General features: G+C 40.1%; 15 protein-coding genes, 1 tRNA gene and 1 rRNA gene. 8 read left to right on the top strand and 9 right to left on the bottom strand.

The features are described 5' to 3' along the window. Window positions 1–191: ribosomal RNA gene (locus BMY21_RS11995) — 16S ribosomal RNA — on the bottom strand; the annotation flags it as partial. A 727-nt stretch (window positions 192–918) separates the two neighbouring features. On the opposite strand from BMY21_RS11995, the gene pepT reads away from it, so the two are divergent. Continuing rightward, window positions 919–2,148 carry a peptidase T gene (pepT, locus tag BMY21_RS11990; protein WP_074644556.1) on the top strand — a complete coding sequence of 410 codons (1,230 nt, stop codon included), beginning with the start codon at window positions 919–921 and terminating at the stop codon, window positions 2,146–2,148. Beyond that, window positions 2,148–3,431: a UDP-N-acetylglucosamine 1-carboxyvinyltransferase gene (gene murA, locus BMY21_RS11985; protein WP_074644555.1), complete on the top strand. Its 1,284-nt coding sequence runs from the start codon at window positions 2,148–2,150 to the stop codon at window positions 3,429–3,431. The genes pepT and murA overlap by 1 nt, the downstream gene beginning before the upstream one ends. Before the next feature lie 16 nt (window positions 3,432–3,447). Here the strand turns inward: murA and BMY21_RS11980 are convergent, their stop codons facing one another. Genes BMY21_RS11980 through BMY21_RS11970 form a run of 3 tightly spaced genes read right to left on the bottom strand, consistent with a single transcriptional unit; the run spans window position 3,448 to window position 7,154 of the window. Beyond that, window positions 3,448–5,730 (bottom strand): radical SAM protein, encoded by a 2,283-nt coding sequence (locus BMY21_RS11980; RefSeq protein ID WP_074644553.1) that lies wholly within the window; start codon window positions 5,728–5,730, stop codon window positions 3,448–3,450. Window positions 5,731–5,752: 22 nt separating this feature from the next. Next, window positions 5,753–6,655 carry an AEC family transporter gene (locus BMY21_RS11975; RefSeq protein ID WP_177177758.1) on the bottom strand — a complete coding sequence of 301 codons (903 nt, stop codon included), beginning with the start codon at window positions 6,653–6,655 and terminating at the stop codon, window positions 5,753–5,755. A gap of 16 nt (window positions 6,656–6,671) precedes the next feature. After that, window positions 6,672–7,154 (bottom strand): COG2426 family protein, encoded by a 483-nt coding sequence (locus BMY21_RS11970; protein WP_074644549.1) that lies wholly within the window; start codon window positions 7,152–7,154, stop codon window positions 6,672–6,674. 68 nt (window positions 7,155–7,222) lie between these two features. Here BMY21_RS11970 and BMY21_RS11965 point away from each other — a divergent pair. Continuing rightward, window positions 7,223–7,308 (top strand) — tRNA-Leu (locus tag BMY21_RS11965). 47 nt (window positions 7,309–7,355) lie between these two features. Then, window positions 7,356–8,747, top strand: coding sequence for a UDP-N-acetylmuramoyl-L-alanine--D-glutamate ligase (gene murD / locus BMY21_RS11960; protein ID WP_074644548.1), 1,392 nt, complete (start codon window positions 7,356–7,358; stop codon window positions 8,745–8,747). Here the strand turns inward: murD and BMY21_RS11955 are convergent. Next, entirely contained in the window at window positions 8,744–10,846 is a 2,103-nt protein-coding gene (locus tag BMY21_RS11955) for a methyl-accepting chemotaxis protein (protein WP_074644546.1), read from the bottom strand. The two genes, murD and BMY21_RS11955, sit on opposite strands and share 4 nt — an antisense overlap. Before the next feature lie 107 nt (window positions 10,847–10,953). Then, window positions 10,954–12,657 (bottom strand): 2-isopropylmalate synthase, encoded by a 1,704-nt coding sequence (gene leuA, locus BMY21_RS11950; RefSeq protein ID WP_074644545.1) that lies wholly within the window; start codon window positions 12,655–12,657, stop codon window positions 10,954–10,956. Between the two features lie 112 nt (window positions 12,658–12,769). On the opposite strand from leuA, the gene BMY21_RS11945 reads away from it, so the two are divergent. The 4 genes from BMY21_RS11945 (at window position 12,770) to BMY21_RS11930 (ending at window position 16,704) form a co-directional block, all read left to right on the top strand. Then, a complete protein-coding gene (locus BMY21_RS11945; protein ID WP_074644543.1) occupies window positions 12,770–13,738 on the top strand; it encodes a TAXI family TRAP transporter solute-binding subunit in 969 nt (322 codons plus the stop codon). Between the two features lie 117 nt (window positions 13,739–13,855). Then, complete coding sequence (locus tag BMY21_RS11940) at window positions 13,856–14,326, top strand: DUF1850 domain-containing protein (RefSeq protein ID WP_177177757.1); 471 nt, start codon at window positions 13,856–13,858, stop codon at window positions 14,324–14,326. Between the two features lie 21 nt (window positions 14,327–14,347). Next, window positions 14,348–16,396, top strand: a complete 2,049-nt coding sequence (locus BMY21_RS11935) for a TRAP transporter permease (RefSeq protein WP_074644540.1) — start codon at window positions 14,348–14,350, stop codon at window positions 16,394–16,396. A 35-nt stretch (window positions 16,397–16,431) separates the two neighbouring features. Beyond that, window positions 16,432–16,704, top strand: a complete 273-nt coding sequence (locus BMY21_RS11930; RefSeq protein ID WP_074644538.1) for a co-chaperone GroES — start codon at window positions 16,432–16,434, stop codon at window positions 16,702–16,704. A 70-nt stretch (window positions 16,705–16,774) separates the two neighbouring features. Here the strand turns inward: BMY21_RS11930 and BMY21_RS11925 are convergent, their stop codons facing one another. From BMY21_RS11925 to BMY21_RS11915, 3 genes are read right to left on the bottom strand one after another with little or no spacing between them, the layout of a single operon-like run. After that, on the bottom strand, window positions 16,775–18,625 hold the full coding sequence (locus BMY21_RS11925) for a tetratricopeptide repeat protein (RefSeq protein ID WP_074644536.1): 1,851 nt from the start codon (window positions 18,623–18,625) through the stop codon (window positions 16,775–16,777). Further along, entirely contained in the window at window positions 18,606–19,076 is a 471-nt protein-coding gene (nusB, locus tag BMY21_RS11920; RefSeq protein WP_074644534.1) for a transcription antitermination factor NusB, read from the bottom strand. Before nusB ends, BMY21_RS11925 begins: the two co-directional genes overlap by 20 nt. Next, window positions 19,077–20,168 (bottom strand): MOSP complex formation periplasmic protein, TDE1658 family, encoded by a 1,092-nt coding sequence (locus BMY21_RS11915; RefSeq protein WP_074644532.1) that lies wholly within the window; start codon window positions 20,166–20,168, stop codon window positions 19,077–19,079. It abuts the gene before it with no gap. Between the last annotated feature and the right edge of the window lie 72 nt (window positions 20,169–20,240).

Below are 20,240 nucleotides of genomic sequence, written 5' to 3'. Positions count from 1 at the left end.
ACAACATGCAGCGTATCCGGTATTATCTCCTATTTCTAGGAGCTGTCCCCGTCACAAAGGTACGTCACCCACGCGTTACTCACCAGTCCGCCGCTCTAGGATTAGTGCAAGCACCAATCTTACCGCTCGACTTGCATGCTTAAGACGCGCCGCCAGCGTTCGTTCTGAGCCAGGATCAAACTCTCCATGATTATTTCAATAGCCCGAAGGCTAATGATCTTCATAAACAGTTCAAACCAGCTTTTATCTATTTGCTGAATTGATTTACAATCGAGTTTTAAGAACTAAAACTCGCGGGTATGTTTTTGTTCGTTGATATAAAAAACATAAAAAAAATTATTTAGTCAGTTATTTCCTTCCCTGATCTGTCAAAGAACTTTTTGTTTGTTCTGTGTCGCAACTCAGTGTTGCGACGGTGAAAATGAATATATATCTTTCCATGAAAACTGTCAATAGCTCATCCCGTTTTTTTTGTGTTTTTTTCACTTTTTTTTATTTTTTTGTAACTTTTTTTCTGCAGTATTCTCACAGTTTTCCGGCTCATATCACCAGAAAACTGGCGGAGCGGGGATATACCACAGGGGCTGTGTAAAGGGAGCAAACAAATTGCGGGTCCCAGCGACGGCAAAAAAAATGAGGGACTCCCCCCATCATTCGCTTGGCGCTAAAGCTTCGCCAGCGCCTGCGCTGATGGGTCCTCCCTCATTTTTTCTTGCCTGCGTCCCACAATTTCTTTCCTCCCTTTCCATACTCCCCGTACACCTTCCCCCGCTCCGCCCGTTTCCAGGTGTATGCACGGAGTTCTGGAAGAGATTTCTGTCAGTGAAAAATAACACAAATAATAACTTGTAGGTGGAGATTTCAATAATTATATAAATCTAGAATCCCCAGTGGAAAATCGATATAATGGCGGACGCTATGAATTATATTTACAACAATAAAGAAGAAGAAAATAAATTATTGGACCGTTTCTGCAGATATGTAAAAATCTGGTCTGAAAGCGACGGAAAAGCTGCAGATGCCGGTATTTTCCCATCAACAGAACGTCAATGGGACATCGCAAAAGTTCTTGTAAAAGAACTCCGAAATCTCGGGACACGAAATGTTTACCTTACTGACAACTGCTATGTAGTTGCAAAAATTGATTCAAATATCGTAGAACCAGAAGAGCGCAAAAAATATCCTACCATCCTTTTGATGGCACACATGGATACTGTAGATGATGTTTCCGGCGAAAATGTAAAACCTGTAATCTCTATGCTCTCGGCCTCAGAATCTCCAACAGGTCAGGATGATACAATCGTAAAATCAGATGGAACTACACTTCTTGGAGCTGATGACAAGGCCGGAATTTCTGCCATTATGGCTGCTGTTGAATATCTTATGAATCATTATGAAGATGAAGGTCTTCAGCATGGACCGATTGAAGTAATGTTCTCTCCAGATGAAGAAACAGGACACGGAATGGATAAGGTTCCGCTCAATATCCTTAAGGCAGATTATGCAGTGACTGTTGATGCAGGAGATGAAGGCGAGCTCGAAGCAGAATGTTTTAATGGCTGGACTGCTATCGTACACTTTACTGGAAAAACCTGCCATACAGGAAACGGAAAAGCAAATGGCATGATTAACGCCGTAACACTTGCCGGAGAATTTGCAGCTGCCCTTCCTCATGATATGGCACCAGAAACAACAGAAGGCTTTGAAGGCTTTATCGCACCCTTGGAGATCAACGGAACTATTGAAAGCTCAAGTGTAGAAATGATTCTCCGTTCATTTTATACAGATGAAATTGAAAAAGAAAAGGAAATCATCAAGACTGCTGCAGAAAAGGTTATTTCAAAATTCGGCGGCAGTTATGAAGTTGAATTCAAACAGCAATATCTGAATATGAAGGCAAAACTCGATGAACGCCCGGAAATTATGGAACGTCTGGAAAAAGCCTTCGCTGATGCCGGTGTAAAACCAATCAAACAACCAATTCGTGGTGGAACTGACGGTTCTCGCCTTACTGAACTTGGAATTCCAACTCCAAATATCTTTACTGGAGCTCATGAATTTCATTCAAGAAATGAATGGCTTTCTCTAAACCAGTGTGCAAAAGCTGCCGATGTATTAATTAACTTATTAACACAAAAGGTGAAATAATGCACGAATATGTAATTGAGGGTGGATATCCTATTCAGGGAACAGTTACAGCAAGCGGCAACAAAAACGCAGCCTTGCCTTGTATTGCGGCAACTCTTATGACAGATGAGCCGGTTATCCTTCACAATATCCCGGAGATTCAGGACACAAACGTTATGTTTGAAATTCTTAAATCTCTTGGTGCAAAAGTAGAAAAGTTAAGTAAACACAACTGGAAAGTCCAGTGTGACAACATAAATACAACTGAACTTCCTAGTGACCTTACAAAAAAGGTTCGCGGTTCAATTGTATTTGCAGGACCTCTTCTTGCAAGCAAAGGAAAATGTGAAATGACACCTCCTGGTGGTGATGTAATCGGTCGCCGCCGTGTAGACACTCACTTCCTGGCCCTTAAGGCTCTTGGCGCAAACATCCATGTAAACGGACGTTTTGAATTTTCTGCAACAAAACTTGTAGGTGCCGACATCTTCCTTGACGAAGCATCAGTAACTGCAACAGAAAATGCAGTAATGGCAGCTGCACTCTCTGAAGGAGAAACAATTCTTCAGAACTGTGCAAGTGAACCTCATGTTCAGGACGTTTGTAAGATGCTCGTTGAAATGGGCGCAAAAATCACAGGAATTGGAAGTAATATTCTTCGCATAACTGGTGTTAAAAAACTCCATGGCTGTGAATTTACAATCGGACCAGATTATATTGAAATCGGTTCATACATTGGTATGGCTGCAGCTACAAAAGGAAAAATCACAATCAAGGGTGTTCGCGCAGAAGAAATGCGCCCGCTCAAATACAGTTTTGCAAAACTCGGAATTACCTGGAGCATTGATGGTGATGAACTCACTGTTCCAAACACTCAAAATCTTAAGGTAAATGACGATCTCGGAAACGCAATTCCTAAAATTGATGACATGCCTTGGCCGGGATTCCCAGCTGATCTTACATCCATCATGACTGTAACTGCAACTCAGGTTGATGGAACTGTTTTGATTTTTGAAAAGATGTTCGAAAGCCGAATGTTCTTTGTTGATAAGCTGATTTCGATGGGTGCAAAAATCACTTTGTGTGATCCACACCGTGCTGTTGTCTGCGGACCTAGCATGCTTCATGGAGATCATCTTGTTTCACCAGATATTCGTGCCGGTATGGCAATGGTAATTGCTGCAATGTGTGCACACGGAACAAGCCGAATCAGTAACGTTTATCAGATTGAAAGAGGTTACGAAGATTTAGTTGGCCAGTTAAAGAAATTAGGCGCACATATCGAAACTGTCGAAATTGAATAAGTCGCTTACCGGCTCTCTAAAAATCTAACAAAACAAGACCGCGGCCCAGAAGTTTTTTCAGATTTGAAATAACAGAAGGGGACGCGGTTATTGTATTTAACGCAGCCACACGTACCTCTTCAGTCACCTCCGGACGCAATGCAAGAAGAATATCAATATCAATAAGTTTTGATGGAACAGACTGTTCTTCCATAAGATAGAGCCAACGATATTCTGAAGCAGATGAATTTGATAATCCGCAAAGCACTGGTGTGCCTCCAAGCCACCAGAGGTTCTGCGCTGTTTTATCATTAAGGCCCGCCCCTCTCTTACGGTTCTTTTCTTCATATTCTTCAATTTTCTTTTCAATGAAGTCTCTTCCAACGGTTGGCGGCGGAACAGGAAAATCAAACCATTTCTGAACTTTCTTTTCTAATCCATCGCCATGCATCCAGCAGTTGAGGGAGTTTTCCAAAGGAAGTTGAAATTTGTCATATTGATTTTCACCCTTAAAGTGAATATTGTTTCTGGCAAAGAGTCCGCCTTTTTTATCTGATTTTAGCTCTATCGGCTGCAGTTTTTTCTGCTTGCCTTCTTTCCATTCTGTATAAACTGTAGAATTTTTTGTAAGTACAAACTTATGCCAGAAACAGCTGTCCAGCAAGCCTGCACTGTAAAACTGGCGGAGAGTTTCCATGGAATCAATGATTGTCTGAGTTGTATCATACCAGAAACCAAAAATCATATACGCATGAACAAGTACACCCGCTTCTTTAAGAGCCGCACACGCACTAACGATTGAAGAAATATCAGTTCCTTTATTGATATTTTCAAGTCCACTTTCAGCTGCTACTTCAAGCCCTGCAGAAACACCACCAAGGCCACAGTAACTTAAGAACGCAGCAAGATCTTTTGTAAATGCTTTTTCAAAACGGATATTGCCCCAGAAGTAAAGAGGATTTCCGTGTCTTGCATTTTCCAGAGCGAACTTTTTCAGAGCAACAGGAGGCATGGCTTCATCAACAAAATGAATGCCATAAACATTTTTTTCGCGGGCAGTTTTTAAAAGTCCTTCATAAAGATTTCGAACTTCTACCGGGCGATATGCACAAACATAATCAAGCTGAGTATCACAGAAAGCACAGCGGTGCCAGTAACAGCCATGTGCAAGATAAGCTTTTATCCACGAACCGTCTGTCCAGATTCTATGCATTGCATTTTTATCATCACACATGCGAAGGTATCGTGAGAAATCTATATCTGAATAATCTGGAATAATCTGTGCAGTGATTTCTGTTTCATATTTTTCAAGTTTTTCATCCTGCCAGACAGGTTCAATAACTTTGCCGTTTTTAAAAATACGGAGTTTGTAGAGAGGATTAGCAATCATCGACTCTGCGGCAGTTTCGACAGACTCAAGCACCGTATTATCAAATAAAGCTTTGTAAGAGCCATAACCTCTGTCATAGGAAATTGCGTCGATGTATTTTCCGAGAGAGGCATCGCGTAGTTCACGGAGTTCTGTATTTACAAAGCCGCCGCCGATGCAGATAAAAAACTTCTGCCCATATTGCGATTTCAGAAAGCGGGCTGTATACAAAGCAGGAATAAAAGTTCCGGCAAAAGGAATAGAGATACAGATGAGCGTTTTTGAAAAGATTGCCGGGTCAAGCCCGCCAATGACAGTGGTACCCCATCTTTCCAACACGGTTTTGTAAAAGTGTTCCAGTATCGGAGAATCAAGCCCCTTCTCTACTTCAGCAAAAGTTCGTTCATCAACTGTCAGGGCTTCTGCATATCTGATAAGTGAAAACTCTTTATCAAAAACTGCGGTTATATAATCTGCTAAATCTGCAAGTGCATAGGAACACAAAAAGCGGACATCATCTACAGAAGGTTCGCGGCCGTCCTGTGCAAGTTGTTCAAGGAAGTTTTCCATTCGCTGACCGCGGGGAGCAAATGGAGAATACAAAAACTGATGTTCTTTCTCGCGCGCACCGCCACCGCTGAGAACTGCAGTTATAAAATCAATCCATTCAATCCAGTTTTCTTTCTGGCTTATATAACGGCGTATATTAAAAGCAGTGTTATCATCACCATTTTTTTCTGCTTTATCTGCCATTGAAAGTGCAGTTTTTTCAGAAAGAGAAAAAAGCTTTTCCAGACCACTTCGACTGAAAATCTCATAAAACAGTTCTATGCTTAAATCAGCCCACTGTGCATCATGTCCTTCCTTCTTAAAAAAAGAAGTAAGATAAGCCCCAGAAGGATACGGTGCATTCAGCTGTACAAGTGGTGGAATAATGGTGATAACATTCATATCTTCATTATATCATCAAAACTTATTTTATTATAAGTTCTGCAAGAGCAACAAAACTTGGTAAAAAGAAAATGCACAGAATACTTGTAAACGAAATGATTAAACTTGCATAAGTTTCGTCACGATTAAAGATTACTGCAAAACCTGGAATGGTTGTTGCCGCAGGACACATTGAACAGATTAAAGCAACGAAAAGCAGAATGCGGCAGTCCGGCACATTTGGAAAGAGCTTCCAAACAATGAAAAGGATTCCAATGTTCAAAACAGCACAGGCAACGTGACGCAAAAGGCTTACCTTTACAATTTTGAGCGCATATTTTTTTCCATCTGCAGGTTTGAAGTTTGCAAGAAGAATACCTATCAGAATCATACTTACAGCAGTATTCAAATCACCAATCATTGTAACAGGACGGGCAATAAATTCCGGCAGAGTCCATGGACTGCAGAAAATTGCAACACCAAGAATAACAGCAATTATATTTGGATTTGTAATGATTTTTTTCAGATTGATTGAACCGCTCATAATATAGTAACCGTAGGTCCAGATCAAAATATTGAAAACTACAAGATAGCCCATCAGATAGAAAACACCGATATCTCCAAAAACACCGCGAATCAAAGGAATTCCGATGAACCCGCAATTCGTAAAACAAACGGCAAGACGGTCTACCTGTTCTTTACTTGAAAAATAACCGAGCAGAATCATAACCCCATGAAGAATCAGGGCAATTACAAAAACAAAACCAAGCTGAGCAAGTTTATCTGCATCAAAATCAAGGTTGAAAGATTTTACAACCATAAAAGGATTGATAAAATACAAAAGAAGCTTACTCAAAAACTTCTGCTGCGATTCTTCAACCTTAAAAATCTTTGCAAAAATAAATCCACTAAGAGCAATCAATGCCATAGTGATCAATTGTTTCATTACTAATAAATACATATTATTTTCCCAGCGCTGCAAAAATTGCTGTAAATAAACCCAAACTTCCTGCCATCATGATAAGACCGGCAAGCAATACTCCAAGAGTTACTGCAATTACTGTATCACGAAAGCGCATATCTAAAAGACTTGCTGCAAGAGTTCCCGTCCAGGCTCCTGTTCCCGGCAGAGGAATGCCTACAAAAAGAAGAAGAGCAATAAAGATTCCCCGGCCTGCCTTTGCCTGCATTTTTTCACCAGCGGCTGTACCCTTTACAAGGAAGAAACGACATATTCCACCGATAACTTTTTTATCCTGTCCCCATTCCAGAAACTTACGTGCAAAAAGATAGATAATTGGAACAGGAATCATATTTCCAACGATACAAACTATATAAGAAGGAATAATAGGAAGCTGCATTGCCTGCGAAACCGGAATGGCGCCTCGCAACTCAATTAACGGCACCATAGAAATCAAAAAAATCCAGATATAATTCTTAAACATACGCAGATTATAATAAAATCTAACCGTCTTGAAAATATCCTATATTTACTATATGATGTAACTCACTTGCCGGGATGGCGGAACTGGTAGACGCCCAGGACTTAAAATCCTGTGCTGAGCAATCAGCGTGCCGGTTCGACCCCGGTTCCCGGCAGGAAGGCCTCCTTGGAAACAGGGAGGCTTTTTTTATGGAGAAAAAAAATGACACCACACGTTTATCCGCGCCAGTGCGCATTCAAATCAGTTGAAGATATCAAAGATAAAAAGGTTACCATTATGGGCCTTGGTCTCAACGGCGGCGGCGAAGCTGCGGTGCGTTTCTTCTTGAAAAAAGGTGCCTATGTAACTGTTACTGACATGAAAACCGAAGAGCAGCTCAAGGCCACTGTAGATAAGCTTAACTCCGACGATAGTCTTGACCACAACCGTCTCACATATCGTCTTGGTGAACACAAAATAGAAGACTTTGAAGATGCAGACTGTGTTATTAAAAATCCTGGCGTAAAATTCGAAGGCAACAAATATCTTGCTGCTGCACGCGCAATTGAAACAGACCTCAGTATTTTCCTTCGTTTTACAGACTGCCCTATAATTGCCGTTACAGGAAGCAAAGGTAAATCTTCTACAGTAAGTGCAATTTATTATGGTTTATCACAGGCTGGCTACACAACCTTCCTTGGCGGTAACATTACAGTTAGTCCGCTCACATTCTTTGATGAAGTAAATAATGACACTCCAGTAGTTATAGAATTCTCAAGCTGGCAGCTCGCTGACCTCCGCGGTCGTGGAGTACTTCGTCCTCATATCGCAGTCATCACAAAGATTGTTCCAGATCATCAGAACTGGTATGGCGACATGGAATCTTATGTTGCAGATAAGCGCCTTATTTATGCAGATCAGACAAAGGGTGACTATTCTATTTTTGATTCTGATGACTGGGGAGACCGTTTTGCAAGTGAAACAAAGGCAACTGTTCTCCGCTATGGCAGCAAAGCTACCTGGTCTATTGATCTTGGAGACCTTTTAGTTCCTGGCGTTCACATGAAAACAAACGCTCAGAATGCAGCAACAGTTATGCACCTTATGGGAATTCCAGATGAACGAATCAAAGAGATTTTACAGCGCTGGCCAGGAATCGACCATCGCCTTCAGTATTTCCACAGCTGGAAAAATGAAGCTGGTACAACAGTAAAGTTTTACAATGATTCCTGTGCAACAGTTCCTGAAGCAGCCGCTGCTGCAACACAGGCATTTGGAAAACCTGTAATTCTTATGACTGGCGGTACAGAAAAAGGACTTGAACTTACTCCGCTAATCAAAACTCTTACCGCGTCTGACGCAGATACAATTAAGGTAAAAGATATTTATCTTCTTGCAGGAACTGCAACTGATAAGCTTGTTCCGGAACTGGATAAGGCAGGAATAAAATATCACGGACCGTTTAACGGACTGGAACCGCTGCTGAAAGAATATAAAGAAAACGCCGGGGAAGATGTATTTGTCTTCTCCCCTGGCGCTACATCATTCGGAATGTTCAGCAACGAATTTGACCGCGGCAACAAATATATGGCCGCAGTCAAAGAAATCTTTTAAACCTTAAACAGATCTACCTGTTCACCAATCTGCTGGATTGAGTTCTTAACCTGAATAGAAATCTCACTGAGGGTTGCTCCGGTTTCATTAATCTTCCGGGCACCCACAGCCATTTCATCCATACTGGTGTTCATCAAATCTGTAGATTCCTTAAGAATAGTCATATCCTTTACAATCTGTTCGTTTCTTCCAGACATTTCCTGCGAAGAATTACGAACTTCACTTGTTGAAGAATTCAAATGACGAAGAGCATCAAGAATCTGCTTAGAACCTTCATTCTGTTCTTCCATTGCAGCCTGAATCTGAATTACAAGTTCATCAGTTTCCTTAATGCGGTTTGATACTTCAGTAAGGGCTGTACTTGCTTCATTTGAAGAGCCTACAACTTCAATAATAGAATTCATAATCTTATTAAGCTGTTCACCAATCTTCTTTGACTGTTCAGAAGAGGTTTCTGAAAGTTTTCGGATTTCATCTGCAACGACAGCAAAGCCCTTACCTGCTTCACCAGCATGTGCCGCCTCAATAGCCGCATTCATAGCAAGAAGGTTTGTCTGTTCTGCAATATCAGAAATAGCGGTATTTGCTTCCTGAAGCATTTCTGACTGACCTTCAATCTGGCGGATACGCTCGTTTACATCTTCCTGCTTAGAGAATCCGATTTCAGCATTATCTTCAAGAGACTTAAATGAAGATGACATCTTTTCAACAGACTTGTTTACAGAATTGATATTTCCAATCATCTCTTCTACCGCAGCAGAAGCCTGAGTTACACTAGACGACTGATCTTCAATAAGTGCATCAAGATCAATAATAGCATTTGAAATATGCTGAACAGAATCGCTTGTTTCACGAACACTCTTATCCTGATTTACAATCTGAGTATGAATACTGTCTATATTTGCAATAATTTCTGTAATTGAACTTGCAGTATCTTCTGTACCGGCATCAAGATTTTCACCACTGGTTCCCAGAGCTGCTTTTGATTCCTTAAGATTTTTTACAATATCCTGAAGTTTATCCAGGAACTCATCAAAGTTGATAATCATTGCACCAATTTCATCACGAACATAAAGTGAACAGCGTTTTGTTAAGTCTGCATCACCAGTCTTAAGTCCTTCAAGGAATACAGTTACGTTTTTAATTCGCTTCATAATCCAGCGAACAAAGAAGTATCCGATTGTTGCAAGAACAAGGAACAAAAGTATTGCAACAGGAATTACCATAGAAAGTGTACTGTTTCTTACAGAATCAATAACCTTCATTGACTTTGCAACAAAGACCATACCGGCAATTGTTTCATCGTCATTATATAATGGAGCGTAAACTGTATAATATTCTGTGTGAGCAATTATATTTTTTCCTACATATTTTTCACCATTATAAAGAACCTGCTGCACAATTTCCTCATTATCCAAATCAAGATCAATCAGATGAAAACCAAGTGTAGTTGCCATATATTTTTTACCATAAAATATTGAACACTCAACTGTATGAAAATCATGTACAATACTTACATAACCATCAGTTCCCATTGTTGCTATATCATAAGCAATCAGCAGACTACCCAGAGTAACTCCATTTTTTATAACCGGCGTTGCAACTACAATTCCAAATTTCAATGTTCCAAGCTGAGTATAACAATAAGTCTTTCTTCCCCTTATTGCTGTTGCCACTATAGGAAGATCAAGAGTTTGTCCCGCAGTAATCTCCCAGCCCGCAGTAATTTTTCCATTTGTATCAGTTATTGCCAGAAGATCGACATTACAAATTTCACCTTTTTCTTTTAGATAAGCATTTGCATCATCTGTATATGAACCATCAAGATAACCTTTAATATGGTCTGTCGAAGCAAGCATATCGGCATAACAACTGAGAGTATCAAGCCAGTCATCAAGAATCCACTGCACACCACCAGTTGTATCTTCAAGTTCTTCAACTGTCTTTGACATAAGACCACGGTCAAAAGTAGCCAGAGAAACTGCTCCAGAAACAAATACACCAATGATACTTGCACCGACAATCATTGCAATAAGTTTAAATTTTAATGAAATATTCTTCTTCGGATTTGGGTCAAACCTATCTAACTCTTTTGCCATATATGCTCTCCTATAAGTCAAATCAGCAAAAAACAATTTTTTAGATAATAATTCTATAAGCTACTATATTATTAAATTATCTATTAGGTTTGAGAAAAATGCAAATTTTATTTGAAGTTCAGGGCTGAGACTACTGCAGCAATACCGGCACGACCAACGTTGGAACTCTTTCCGACACCCCATACCTGTTCGCCGTTATCCTTTGTAATCTGAACATAAGCCATAGCCTGGGTATCTGAACCAAGACCAATAGAGTGCTCGTGGAAGCTTGTGATATTAAAAGCTGGAGCCGGAGTCTGCTTCATGGCACTTACAAAAGCATCAAGAGGTCCGTTTCCGTTTGCAGCAATTGCATAGCGTGTTCCTTCCCATTCAACAGTAGCCATACCGGCAACCTGCTCAGGAAGATCTGAACCTCTTTCACCTTCTATATGGCGCTCTGTAATTTCGAGAACGTTAAGAGGAGATTTTGTATAAAGCCAGGTTTCAGCAAAAATATCATAAACCTCGTCCGGACTAAGTTCGCGCTGAAGTTCGTCTGCACGAGCTTTGATAACCGAACCAATAACCGGATGCATTGCTTTTGGTGCTGCAATACCAAACATAGTTTCGAGAATATATGCTGCACCACCCTTTCCACTCTGACTGTTGATGCGGATAATGCCATTGTATTCACGACCAATATCATGAGGGTCAATGGAAAGATAAGGAACATCCCATAACAGGCTTGAAGTTCCTTCCATGCGTGCATTGATTGCCTTTCTGATTGCATCCTGATGAGAACCACTGAATGCAGTAAATACAAGTTCGCCTGCATAAGGAGAACGCGGATGCATTGTCATTCCTGTTAATCTTGTGAACTCGGAAGAAATAAAATCGAGATCAGAAAAATCAAGTTCAGGATCTACGCCCTGGGTATACATATTAAGTGCAACGGTTACTATATCCAGATTTCCGGTGCGCTCGCCGTTTCCAAAAAGACAGCCCTCAACGCGCTCTGCTCCGGCGAGAAGTCCAAGCTCACACTGAGCAATTCCCTCGCCGCGATCATTATGATTATGAAGGGAAATTATACAGTTTTCACGACCAGGGAAATTCCGGCAGAAATATTCAATCTGATCTGCAAACTGATTTGGAAGATTACATTCAACAGTAGCAGGAAGATTCAAAATCATCTTATTATCCGGTGTAGCACCCCAGACTTTTAAAACAGCGCCACAGATTTCCATTGCAAAATCAGTTTCTGTCTGAGTAAAGTTTTCCGGAGAATATTCAAAACGGAAGTTTGTAGGAGTACGGCCTTCGGCTTCAGCTTCTTTTGTAACAGCAGATATGTATTTTTTTACACACTTTACACCGCTTACAGCTAAATCAATAAGCTCTTCTTTTGATTTTCCAAAATTGTATTTTCGTTGAGAAGGAGAAGTTGCATTATAGATATGGAAGATTACATTTTTAGCACCATCAATAGCTTCAAAGGTTCGCGCAATCAGATGTTCACGAGCCTGACATAAAACCTGAATGCAGACATCATCCGGAATAAGTTTCTTTTCAATAAGGCGGCGGACAAATTCAAACTCAGTATCAGACGCAGAAGGGAAACCTACCTCAATCTCTTTAAAACCAATTTTAACAAGCAGATTAAAAAATTCGATTTTCTGCTCAATTCCCATTGGATTTATAAGAGCCTGATTTCCATCGCGTAAATCTACTGAGCACCAGACAGGGGCTTTAGTAATTGTGTTTGAAGGCCATTTTCTGTCTTTTAATGGGACAGAAATAAAGGGCTTATATTTTCCACCTGGATTCATATCCGCAACTCCATTCATAATTTACAAAAAAAAACATTTCCACGCAACACTAGTCTCATTGAAACCGATGCTTATATATAGTAAAATATTGATAATATAATTGGAGGAAGATATGAAGAAAGTATTTAAGGCTTCATTGGCACTGCTCGCAGCTGCCCTCATTTTCAGCGGATGTACTAAATCTAATGCAAACGCTAAGAAGGACTACATTCTTGCAACAGGCGGAACCAGCGGAACTTACTATCCGTTCGGTGGTGCAATTGCAAACATCTGGAACACTAAAATTGCCAATATGAACGTTACGGCTCAGGCAACTGGTGCTTCTGCAGAAAACCTAAGACTTATCAACAAGGGAGAAGCAGAGTTCGGAACAGTTCAGAACGATGTTATGGACTATGCTTACCATGGAACTGATATGTTTGCTGGTGAAAAACTTTCAAACATCATGACTATTGGAACTATGTATCCTGAAGTTGTACAGATTGCAGTTTCTAAAGCAAGTGGAATTAAATCTGTATCTGATTTCAGAGGAAAGCGCATTTCTGTTGGAGATGCAGGATCTGGAGTTGAATTCAACGCTAAACAGATTCTCGAAGGCTATGGCCTTACATTTGATGATATCAAAAAGAGTAACCTTTCATTCAAGGAATCAGCTGAAGGTATTCAGAACGGAACTTTGGACGGATGTTTCGTAACAGCCGGTGTTCCAAACTCTGCACTTCAGGAGCTCGCATTTACAGCAGGACTCATTCTTATTCCTATCGATCAGGCTGCAGCTGATGTAATCTGCAACAAATATGGTTTCTATACATATACAACAATTCCTGGTGGTACTTACAAAGGTACAGACGAGGATACTCCTGCACTCGCTATTAAAGCTACCCTCGCAGTAAGTTCAAAACTTGATGAAGACACAGTTTACGAGATGACAAAGGCTCTCTTTGAAAACCTCGACGAACTTGCACGCGGACATGCTAAAGGTAAGGAAGTAACTGCTGCATCTGCAATCACAGGTGTTTCAGTACCTTTCCACCCGGGTGCTAAAAAATATTATAATGAGATCGGATTGAGTGTAAATTAAATCTCTATAATAAATACAAACGGTGTCTTAGGCACCGTTTGTAAACATTAATAAATAATGAAAAAAGTAATAAAAATAAGTTTAATAATTGTTATTTTTTGTTGTTTAGTAGCCGCAGTGTTTTTTTCACCGGTAATCAATGTACTTTCTATAAAAAGTAGAAAATGTCAGCCCCAGCTTTTTTATTCCATCGAAGGCTACTCAAAAGGTTTTGTTATTTCATATACACACTCTGTAAATAAAGGTCGTGTTCATGACTTTTATAAGCACACAGAGGATGACAACATTGAATTATACAAAACATCATTTGTATCTTATGGAGCTGGAATTCCAGAACCAGAAGAAACCCCTGGCGCAGTTTTTTCTGTTACCCAGGACAGTTATGTAATTGAAAACCTGAACAGAATTGTTCCCCGCCTTGTAATGGCTGTAGGTCTTACTGCAAGACATACAATTGTATTTGATACATCTTTTACAATAGGCTCAAAAGAATTCATACTTACAGATTATTTCGAACCTCAGACGAGTATAATTCTGGAGTATAAAAAAGTATCTCTTTATTCATATTTGAAGCATGAGATGAAATAATTTAAGTTTAAGGAGGTCCAGATGGACAAACAAAACCCGGCTGAACACAGCGCGATTGACAACATTCTTCCAACTTCAAATGAAGATGAAATGAAAAAACTGATGCAGAATCTTGACCGGGAGCAGGCTTATCGTGAACATAAATGCTGGCGACAATACATCACTGTTATTGTTTCTATAATTTTCGTTGCTTTCCAGCTTTATGCAACTCTTTCTGGTGCAATTACAGCACAGATTTTACGTGCAAGCCACCTTGCCTTTGTTCAATTTCTGGCCTTCCTGCTTTTCCCTGCTACTAAGAAGCTTCCTAAAGACACCCTGCCTTTATACGATGTAATTCTTGGTCTTACAGGTGCCGGCTGCTGGATGTATATCGTAATTAACTTTCAGCAGCTTGTACGCCGTTCCGGAAATAACACAACACTCGACGTAATCATTGGTATCATAGGTATTCTGATTCTTTTTGAAAGCTGTCGACGCATCGTTGGACTTCCAATTATGATTATTGCCGGAACCTTTGTAATTTATGCTTTTGTCGGAAAATATCTTCCTGGCTTCCTTCACCACAGAGGTTATTCACTTCAGCGTGTAGTTTGCCATCTTTTCTATAATACAGAAGGTATTATGGGAACTCCAATCGGAGCCTGTTCAACCTTTATCTTCCTGTTTATTCTCTTTGGTGCACTTCTTGAAAAAACTGGTATCGGACAGTTCTTTATCGACCTTTGTAACGCAATTGCCGGTGGTGCAAGCGGTGGACCTGCTAAAGTTGCAGTTCTTTCATCTGCTCTTCTTGGAACAGTTTCCGGTTCGTCGGTTTCTAATACTGTTGGATCAGGTTCTTTCACAATTCCTATGATGAAACGCCTCGGCTACAAAGGAGAATTTGCCGGTGCAGTTGAAGCAGCTGCTTCTACAGGTGGACAGCTTATGCCTCCAATCATGGGTGCTGCAGCTTTCCTCATGGCAGAAAGCCTTGGTATGCCATATATCACAATTGTAAAAGCTGCAATTATTCCTGCTATCCTTTATTTCACAGGAATCTTTATTACAGTACATCTTGAAGCTAAAAAACTTGGTCTTAAGGGAATGCCAAAAGATAAGCTTCCACGCTTCCTTCCTTTGTTCCTCAGCAAAGGTTATATGATTCTTCCTTTAGTTGTAATCATCTGGTTCCTCTGTGCTGGAAAAACAGCAGTTTACGCAGCCCTTATGGGAATTGTAGCCTGTCTTGTAATTGGAATTGTAGTTTCTATCGTAGACCTGGCAAAAGGAAGAAAACCAACCTTCGGTTCAAAAGACCTTATTGATGTTATGTGTGCCGCTGCACGAAATATCATCAGCGTAGCAATTGCCTGTGGTATGGCTGGAATTATTATTGGTGTAGTAACTCTTACAGGCCTTGGTCTTAAACTTGGTGCAGGTCTTGTAGCACTTGCAGGCGGAAAACTCTTCCTCACTTTGATTTTTACAATGCTTGCTTCAATCATCCTTGGTATGGGTGCTCCTACAACAGCAAACTACCTGATTACTTCAACAATTACTGCCGGAGCTATCATTCAGCTTGGTGTTCAGCCACTCGCTGCACACATGTTTGCATTCTACTTTGGAATTATTGCAGACGTTACTCCTCCGGTTGCCCTTGCAGCCATTGCCGGTGCCGCCATAGCAAAAGCACGGCCTATGAAAACGGCCTTTAATGCTACTAAACTCGCAATCGGAGCATTTATCATTCCGTATATGTTTGTTTATAACTCACAGATGCTTATGATTGATGCTTCAATTGGACGTATTCTTTTCATTATTGCAACTGCCTTAATCGGTATGTTCGGTATCAGCGTTGCACTTGAAGGCTATGGATTTAATTTCACAGGACTTCTTCATGGAACTAACAAGCCGGTTGCATTAAAAACTACTTTTGATGTTGTTGAGCGTGTTCTTTTTGCAATTGCCGGACTTCTTTGTGTAATTCCAGAAACAAGGTCAGATATTATTGGTCTCAGTATGATTGCAATTCTGATTGCTTACCAGCTGATTACCAAAAGAATTTTATTGACGAAGAAACAGTAAAATTATTATTTTATATATAAGAGGTACAAAATATTATGAAAATCAAACCATTAGCAGATCGTGTTCTTGTAAAGAACGACAAAGCAGAAACTAAAACAGCAAGCGGACTCATTATCCCTGAAGCTGCACAGGAAAAAACTCAGACTGCTACTGTAGTTGAAGTTGGACCTGGAACTGATGAAAATAAAATCACAGTAAAGAAAGGCGACAGAATTATGTACGACAAATATGCCGGAACTCAGGTAAAGATTGACGGTGAAGACCACCTCATTCTCCGCATGAGTGATATCATTGCTGTTATTGAGTAATGTGTAAGGCTGCTGGCGGCCGTTGTTCAATAGCAAACCGTTAAAAAAATTGCGAAAGCAATTTTTAGGTTTACCACTTAAGCTTATCTTTTAGCATGGATGCCCTTGCGTTATCAGGATACAAAGAAGCTGCGTATTCTGCTGAACGGAGGGCATTTTTTATATCTCCGTCACTAGCATAAATACAGGCAATTCTATACAAAATTTCAGAACGCTTTGCATTGCTGCTTTCACGACCAGCAGTTTTTCCATACAAATCCAGGGCTTTAAGCTTTTTTCCAAGAGATATATAAATACTTCCAAGATTCAAACAGGTTGATGTAGAAACAGACTGAGAAATATAGCCATCTTCCAGCAGACCTGCGCTCTCATAAACACAATATTCATGAAGTCTGAGAGCTTCATCTGCCATTTTGTAATAAGCAGCAAACCAGGCACCAAATTCCATCATAGAAAGATCATATCCACGGGCTTTATCTATAAACTGTTCCCAGAAATCACGCTTTGAATCATATTCACTGATATCTGTTACATGATCATAAAAAAGCTTCCAGGCATCATCGTACTGCTTTGTATTGAGAAGGAAATTAAGCGCATACTGAACAAGAAGTCCTTTTAACTCTCCGTCTTCATTAAGACTGTTTTCGAGCATATTCCAAAGGTCGCGGTTTTTATCCTTTTCTGATATTGATGAGTCAGTTTTATAACGAAGATCAAGTTTTGCAATATTCAGATACGGATCATTAGTACGGCGAAGAGCTTCGTCAATTCTGTAAAGAGCATCGCTCATTGGAATTTTACGGCGGTTATCATAACGCTCCATTTCCAGAGTTGAGATACCGGCTTTTCTGAGAGCTGCGATTTCAGTATCTTCCTCGCGTTCAAGATTAGAGCGATATGCAAAATCTGCATATAAAATTAAACCCGGTACATTGTCTGGCCAACGGTTTACTACATAGAAAAGAAGATCAGCATTCTGGTCATCCATTCCCTGATTTTGAGCCCATCTTGCACTGTTCAATATTATATTAGAAAGGAATTCCTCATCACTCTTACGAACCTTAAGTTCATCAAGATTCATCACAATACCGCGTCGAGCTGCTTCTGCCGCTTCCATTTCGGAAACAGCCATATATGAATCTGATTCCAGTGCAGTAAGAAGGACTGGAGAAGTTTTAAAAGTAACAGTTCCCTGATATCCGGTCATGAGACGGCGGGCTTCTTCAATTGCATCAATGGAATCATAAAACTGTCCGGCATCATAGCAGACCATAGCCCAGAAATATGCATCATCAGCATCAAGGAAGAAAGCAGGATTTAAGCTTGCTGCAAGGTTGTAATCACCGTTTATAAGATTGAAAGCTGCGCAGTTACGTAATAAAACAGGATTCTTTGAAGTCTTATAAGCATCTAAGAATATCTGATAAAATTCTTTCCGGGTATAAAATGTAAATGCATTATCACCTGAAGCTGCAGCCTTTTCTGCTGAATCCCGAAGAATATACTCTGAATATAAGGAAGCGTATTTAGTTCCGCGCAGTTTCTCTGCAACCTTCCCCGCATCCCCGAGGCGGCCTTCTCTCAACAAAAATGCCGCATACACAGCCTGCAGTTCAAGATTACCGCCGTTTTTCTTCAGCGCCTTCTTAAGGAGTTTCTCGGCCTTTTCAGATTCACCGAGAGTTATATATCTTTTGTAAATGCCGATGTAAGTCCACGAATCAAAAGCCCGCTTTTCAACTTTTTTTAGTTCCTTCAAAGCCGACTGCATCTGATTCTGCATTACAAGTGCGTCAATAACATCAAACTGGCTTGTTAACGAGTTTTGTTCTGCCCTCATCCGACAAGCGGGAAAGCAGAACAAAATCAAAGAAAAAAATATAAATGTAAGAATTATTTTTTTAAGCTCTTTTCGGCTCATCTTTTCCTATTTTATCAAGCACTGCATTAATAAACTTATAGGAATCATCAGTGTCAAAGTCTTTGGCAATATTTACAGCCTCATCAATGACAATCTTTGGCTCAGCGCCGTTCTGGAACAAAAGCTCATAAACACTTGTACGAAGAATTGCAAGTGCAACACGGCTTATACGCTCCATACTCCATGATGCAGAAAGATGACTTTCAATAAGCTTATCAATTTCATCTATATGACTTATTGTACCAGCAATTATCAAACTTGCAAATGTTCGTTCTTCTTTAGAGGTTTCTGAAAGTTCAACAACAGGCTGTTCAGCCGGATCAATACTTCCATCAACCTCAACATCCTTCTGCAACCATTCAAAAGAAAGAAGGTCGTCCAAAGAAGCTTTAGTTACATCCCATGAATAAACTGCCTGAAAAGCAATTACTCTACCGTTTCTTCTGGACACTTAGTTCCCCCAATCAAGCATCTTATCCAAGGCAGCACCAGTTTTCTTCATATCAACATTTTCTGCTGTGTGAAGTTCTTTTGCAAGATTTGTAGCTGCATTGCTCATATAAATCTGCTGCTTCTGCTGAGTAAGATTAGCACGGATATAATCATAAACTGTAACAGTTGTTTCCGGCTGAACCAAGTCACCAATAGCAAGCATCTTTGCATCATATTTCTTGATTACGCTGATAAATCTGTAATCATCACCTGTTGCAGATTCCTGAACATCAGATGTATAGCCTTCTCCCTGCTGGAAAACAAACATAAGGCTCTGGAGAGGCATTCCAATACCATTTGCAGCAGCTTCTGTTTTAGGGAAGAGACCGAGTCCTGCCTGGAAACCAGAGTTTTCAGCCTGAGACTGAATTGCAATCTGCTCTGCTGTAAGAGTCTTAGCCTTGTATTTGTTAAGGAAATCAGTTGCCTTCTGCTTTGCAGCATCCGGATTTGCTCCCTTTGGAACAATTACGAGAAGCATTTTTACCATATCATTCCATACGAATGAAGATTTATTGCTTTCATAAGCCATTCTGATTTCTTCATCTGTAGCTGCAACCTTCTGAAGTTCAGCCTGATTCTTCTGAACAACATACTGCTGCATCAAAAGAACATTCTTAAGGTGTTTTTTATAATCAACCTTATTCATTCCAGTCTGTTCCATAAGAACTTCATCAAGAGTTTTACCCTGCTGTTTCTTAAGGATATCTTCAAGCTCTTTTTCTGAAACGCTAGCACCAAGAGACTGGCTCATAGACTGCGCAAAATACTGATCTACTGAGCTGTCTGGCACAGAAATACCAGCTTTAGCTGCAGCCTGAACAATCAAAGTTTCCTCAATCAATGTATCAAGCACCTGCTTTCTTTCTTCAATGGTAAGAGCTCTGTTAATCTGCTTCTCATAAGTTGTACACCTTACCTTAAGCTGCTTGAGAGTAATGGATTCATTCTTATTAAGTTTTACAACTGCAAGAGGCTGTAAATCTGCCTGTGCAAACATTGCAAAAGTTGCAAACATTAAGATTGAAAGAACTGAAATAATTTTTTTCATTTTATAATCCTTAAAATATTTAGTATCAGTTTTGTTTGTCCATAAAATATAACAATGGAAACACCGGAAAGT

Source organism: Treponema bryantii, from assembly GCF_900111035.1.
Taxonomy (GTDB): Bacteria; Spirochaetota; Spirochaetia; order Treponematales; family Treponemataceae; genus Treponema_D; species Treponema_D bryantii_C.
The sequence above is the reverse complement of the archived record's forward strand: the minus strand, read 5'-3'. Positions and strand labels throughout refer to the sequence as shown.

Coding starts and splice junctions, on each gene's coding strand:
- pepT (WP_074644556.1), top strand. CDS start 919: ATGAATTATATTTACAACAATAAAGAAGAAGAAAATAAATTATTGGAC.
- murA (WP_074644555.1), top strand. CDS start 2,148: ATGCACGAATATGTAATTGAGGGTGGATATCCTATTCAGGGAACAGTT.
- BMY21_RS11980 (WP_074644553.1), bottom strand. CDS start 5,730: ATGAATGTTATCACCATTATTCCACCACTTGTACAGCTGAATGCACCG.
- BMY21_RS11975 (WP_177177758.1), bottom strand. CDS start 6,655: ATGAAACAATTGATCACTATGGCATTGATTGCTCTTAGTGGATTTATT.
- BMY21_RS11970 (WP_074644549.1), bottom strand. CDS start 7,154: ATGTTTAAGAATTATATCTGGATTTTTTTGATTTCTATGGTGCCGTTA.
- murD (WP_074644548.1), top strand. CDS start 7,356: ATGACACCACACGTTTATCCGCGCCAGTGCGCATTCAAATCAGTTGAA.
- BMY21_RS11955 (WP_074644546.1), bottom strand. CDS start 10,846: ATGGCAAAAGAGTTAGATAGGTTTGACCCAAATCCGAAGAAGAATATT.
- leuA (WP_074644545.1), bottom strand. CDS start 12,657: ATGAATCCAGGTGGAAAATATAAGCCCTTTATTTCTGTCCCATTAAAA.
- BMY21_RS11945 (WP_074644543.1), top strand. CDS start 12,770: ATGAAGAAAGTATTTAAGGCTTCATTGGCACTGCTCGCAGCTGCCCTC.
- BMY21_RS11935 (WP_074644540.1), top strand. CDS start 14,348: ATGGACAAACAAAACCCGGCTGAACACAGCGCGATTGACAACATTCTT.
- BMY21_RS11930 (WP_074644538.1), top strand. CDS start 16,432: ATGAAAATCAAACCATTAGCAGATCGTGTTCTTGTAAAGAACGACAAA.
- BMY21_RS11925 (WP_074644536.1), bottom strand. CDS start 18,625: ATGAGCCGAAAAGAGCTTAAAAAAATAATTCTTACATTTATATTTTTT.
- BMY21_RS11915 (WP_074644532.1), bottom strand. CDS start 20,168: ATGAAAAAAATTATTTCAGTTCTTTCAATCTTAATGTTTGCAACTTTT.